This window comes from uncultured Kluyvera sp. (genome assembly GCF_902485085.1).
GTDB lineage: Bacteria > Pseudomonadota > Gammaproteobacteria > Enterobacterales > Enterobacteriaceae > Kluyvera > Kluyvera ascorbata.
Genome location: NZ_CABTJS010000164.1, coordinates 1 through 4,546 on the forward strand (window position 1 = coordinate 1; position 4,546 = coordinate 4,546).

Below are 4,546 nucleotides of genomic sequence, written 5' to 3' on the forward strand. Positions count from 1 at the left end.
CCGTCATCCGTGTCGCCGATATACATACCCGGGCGCTTACGCACCGCATCCAGCCCTTTCAGGACTTTGATACTGGAGGAGTCATAAGAATTCGACATCAACGTTTCTCGCTCATTTAAACTTGGGTTAATCCGTTATTTTACCCTTTTCCACGTTAAACATCTTCGAATTTTCGTCCGACATGTCCAGAACGTGTTCAGCGCTGATCGCACTGACGAAAACCTGAGACTGTGTGGCTTTTAAACGGCTAGCCAGCAGGCCGCGCCGTGCGTCATCAAGTTCCGAGGCAAAATCATCTATCAGGTACAGGCAGCGTCTTCCGCTTTCGCGAGTTAAAAACTCGCCCTGTGCCAGGCGTAACGCGCACATCAGCAGCTTAAGCTGCCCGCGCGATAAGGTGTCTTCCACCGGCGCGCCGTCGGCGCGAATGCGGAAGTCCGCCTTGTGCGGGCCGTGTGCCGTGTAGGTCAGCATACGGTCGCGTTCGAAGTTTCTCTCCAGCACTTCGGCATAATCAGTTTCTTTTTCCCAGCCGCGCTGGAAGGAGAAGGTCAGAGAGAACTCCGGGAGAAATTGTTTGCAGGTATCAGCCATGTCTTCGGCAATACCGGCGCTGTATTCCGCGCGCCAGCGGCTGATTTGCTCGGCCAGTGGGATAAGTTCCATATCCCACGGGCGTAGCTGCGCGTAGCGGCTCACCTGGCGCAGCGCGGCATTGCGCTGCTTGAGCAACCGCTTCAGGTTACTCCAGGCGTTGAAGAACCCGGCTTCGTTGTGGAAGCATCCCCAATCAAGGAACGCTCTTCTATATTTGGGGCCGCCGTTGAGTAAAGTAAACCCCTCAGGCGTAATCAGCTGCATCGGCATCAGCAGCGCCAGTTCGGCCACTTTATGACCGTCGGTGCCGTCGATACGCACCTTGCTGTCGCCCTGCTTGTCTTTGGTCAGGCCGATGGATGTTTCACGCTCCGCGCCCTGTAAGCGCCCATGCAGGACAAACGCCTCCTGCTCGTGGCGGATAACGCGACCAATCTGCAAACTGCGAAACGCCCGGCCATGACCGAGCGTATAGATGGCTTCCAGCACGCTGGTTTTGCCGCTGCCGTTGGCGCCAACCAGGAAGTTAAAGCCAGGGGATAATGCAAGATCCGCGTTTTCAATATTGCGAAAATCGCGGATCAACAGGCGGGTGAGCGACATTACAGTCTCATTGGCATAACAACATAGGCAGCCGACTGTGATGCGGCATCTTCAATCTGTACGCTCGATACGGAATCGGTCAGCAGAATGCGCACGTTCTCGCACTTCAGCGCGTTCAGGACGTCCAGCACGTAGCTGACGTTAAAGCCAATTTCCAGCTCGGTGCCCGGATAGGAGACATCCAGAATTTCTTCTGCTTCTTCCTGCTCTGGGTTGTTGGCGGTAATTTTCAGCTGGTTTTCGCTAACAAACAGACGCACGCCGCGGAATTTCTCATTGGAGAGAATCGCCGCACGGGCAAAGGCCTGCTTGAGGATATCGCAGCCGGCTTCCAGGTGTTTATCCGGGTTCTTCGGCAATACGCGGCGATAATCCGGGAAACGGCCATCAACCAGCTTGGAAGTGAAGATAAAGTCACCGACGTGCGCGCGGATGTTGTTGCTGCCAATCTGCACGCGCAACGGCGTATCGCCACCGTCGAGCATACGCATCAGCTCAATCACCCCTTTACGCGGCACGATCACCGAATGGTTAGGCAGCGATTGCCCGATAGGCATAGAACAGACCGCCAGACGGTGGCCGTCGGTTGCCACGGTACGCAGCTCTTCGCCTTCGGTTTCGAACAGCATGCCGTTTAAGTAATAACGAACGTCCTGATGCGCCATCGAGAACTGAGTGGCTTCAATCAGGCGCTTCATGGTCGCTTGCGGCAGGGTGAATTCAACCTCGCTCTGCCAGTCGTCCAGGTTCGGGAAGTCGGCAGCAGGCAACGTAGACAGAGAGAAGCGGCTGCGGCCAGAACGCACCAGCATACGGTCGCCCTCCAGCTGTACAGCAATCTCGGCACCTTCCGGCAGGCCACGGCAAATATCAAAGAATTTACGCGCCGGGACGGTAGTCGCGCCCGGTTCATGTGCCTGCAGCAGCGCCACGCGCGCTACCATTTCCATTTCCAAATCGGTACCGGTCAGCGACAGCGTGCCGTCCGCGACCTGCAGCAACAGGTTACCCAGAATCGGCAATGTCGGACGCCCGCCTAACGGGCCACTCACCTGTTGTAACGGTTTTAATAAATGTTCACGTTCTACGGTAAATTTCATAGGATCACGACGACAATGTTCTGATTAAATTGGAAAAGTCTTCTTTGATATCGTGGCTTTCTTCACGCAGCTGTTCAATCTTACGGCAGGCGTGCAGCACGGCGGTATGGTCACGGCCACCAAACGCATCGCCAATCTCCGGCAGACTGTGGTTGGTGAGCTCTTTCGCCAACGCCATCGCCATCTGGCGCGGACGCGCTACCGAACGAGAACGTCGTTTGGAGAGCAGATCCGCGACTTTAATTTTGTAGTACTCCGCCACCGTCTTCTGAATATTGTCGATGGTGACCAGCTTTTCCTGCAGCGCTAACAGGTCGCGCAGCGCTTCACGCACGAAATCGATGGTGATCGCCCGGCCGGTAAAGTTGGCGTTGGCGATAACGCGGTTCAGTGCCCCTTCAAGCTCACGCACGTTAGAGCGTAGACGCTTGGCAATGAAGAACGCCACCTCACCAGGCAGACGAATATCGTTTTCGTCGGCTTTTTTCATCAGGATAGCGACGCGGGTCTCAAGCTCAGGCGGCTCAATGGCCACCGTCAGGCCCCAGCCGAAGCGGGACTTGAGACGATCTTCTACGCCGTTAATCTCTTTCGGATAGCGATCCGACGTGAGGATGATTTGCTGATTACCTTCCAGCAGGGCGTTAAAAGTGTGGAAGAACTCTTCCTGAGAGCGTTCTTTGTTGGCGAAGAATTGAATATCATCGATCAGCAGGGCGTCTACTGAACGATAGTAGCGTTTAAACTCTTCGATCGCGTTGTTTTGCAGGGCTTTTACCATGTCCTGGACAAAGCGCTCGGAGTGCATATACACCACTTTCGCGTTCGGTTTGCGGGCGATAATACCGTTACCTACCGCGTGCAGCAGGTGCGTTTTACCCAGACCGGTGCCGCCATAGAGGAACAGCGGGTTATACGCGCCGCCTGGGTTGTCTGCCACCTGACGCGCCGCCGCGCGGGCCAGCTGGTTCGACTTACCTTCTACGAAGTTATCAAAGGTGTGTTTAACGTTGACGTTAGAACGGTAGGAAGGCTCAGCGGGTGCCGGAACGTTATCCCATCCTGCACGCGGTGCCGGAGGAACGCGCGGGGCATGAACCTGGGCCATCTGCGCCGGGGCGCTGACGTTTGCCGTCTCTCGTAACGTTTGGGTAACGGGCTTGGTGCCAACCTCAAAGCGCAGCTGCGGGGCATCAGCGCCGCAGAAATCATTCAGCAGACCGTTGATGTTATTGAGGTATTTATCTCTTACCCAATCAAGTACAAAACGATTTGGCGCATACAGTGCCAGCGTGTTATCGCTTAGTTCCGCCTGCAATGGGCGGATCCACATGCTGAATTCTGTGGCTGGTAACTCATCCTGCAATCGGGCAAGACATTGCTGCCAAAGCGAAAGTGACACGGCGGACTCCACTCGAAAAAAGTCGATACACATCATCCTCCAGGCAAACCTGCAGGCTACCTCTGACGATCCTGCCGCCAGCAAAACTGAATACTGTCGGGGATTCATTCAGTTGCTGCATATGTGCAGCCCGAACAATGCTGTGTATAAGATTAAAAATTCGTGATTTTTGGCACACGTCGAAAAGACCCGATGCAAGCGGGTGACGCGCGAACCGCTATCTGCGGTTTTCAACCACCTCTTTCAGACACGGTGCTGAAATGACGCGGTTATTTTCCCCTTTTACGATCCACCGATCGCGATCGGGCCGAGGATCATAGCGTAAACTGCGCCAGAGATCTTCTGTTTCTCACAGATTCTTCCCGATTTATCCACAGGTGGATCCGGCAAGCGCTAAGTGTAAACGATCCCGACAAAGAGAAGGCACGATTTCCTTCGCATATTGGAAAAATTAATGACTAGCGACAAATTTCTGCTTAAATGATCTAACAAAGATCCAGGATGATCCTTGCGCTTTAATGGGCAGCCCGTATAATCCCCCACCCGGCGTGTTCTACGCGAATTTTGGTGAAGGACGCTGCTCATTTACCGGGCGAAAAACTGCGGTGATACGTGGTTTTTTACGCGGTAAATAAGGAAAGAGAATTGACTCCGGAGTGTACAATTATTACAATCCGGCCTCTTTAATCACCCATGGCTTCGGTGTCCATCGTTCGATTTTCGTTCGGATATCCAATAAAGCCATTGAATTTATTCAAGTTTAGGTAGAAATCGCCATGAAACGCACTTTTCAACCGTCTGTACTGAAGCGCAACCGTTCTCACGGCTTCCGTGCTCGTATGGC

Annotated in this window: 4 protein-coding genes and 1 pseudogene; 1 reads left to right on the forward strand and 4 read right to left on the reverse strand. The window is 54.0% G+C overall.

What is annotated here, in order from left to right:
- The 4 genes and pseudogenes from RDN66_RS24360 to dnaA all read right to left on the reverse strand — a co-directional run.
- Positions 1-98 (reverse strand): annotated as a pseudogene (locus tag RDN66_RS24360) (DNA gyrase); the annotation flags it as partial.
- 28 nt (positions 99-126) lie between these two features.
- Positions 127-1,200 (reverse strand): DNA replication/repair protein RecF, encoded by a 1,074-nt coding sequence (gene recF, locus RDN66_RS20110; RefSeq protein ID WP_202216900.1) that lies wholly within the window; start codon positions 1,198-1,200, stop codon positions 127-129.
- Complete coding sequence (gene dnaN / locus RDN66_RS20115) at positions 1,200-2,300, reverse strand: DNA polymerase III subunit beta (protein WP_202216899.1); 1,101 nt, start codon at positions 2,298-2,300, stop codon at positions 1,200-1,202. The genes recF and dnaN overlap by 1 nt, the downstream gene beginning before the upstream one ends.
- A 4-nt stretch (positions 2,301-2,304) precedes the next feature.
- Positions 2,305-3,702, reverse strand: coding sequence for a chromosomal replication initiator protein DnaA (gene dnaA, locus RDN66_RS20120; RefSeq protein WP_308538139.1), 1,398 nt, complete (start codon positions 3,700-3,702; stop codon positions 2,305-2,307).
- Positions 3,703-4,478: 776 nt separating this feature from the next.
- Between dnaA and rpmH the strand changes: the two genes are divergently transcribed.
- A partial coding sequence (gene rpmH / locus RDN66_RS20125) for a 50S ribosomal protein L34 (protein WP_149782142.1) occupies positions 4,479-4,546 on the forward strand: 68 nt, incomplete at its 3' end.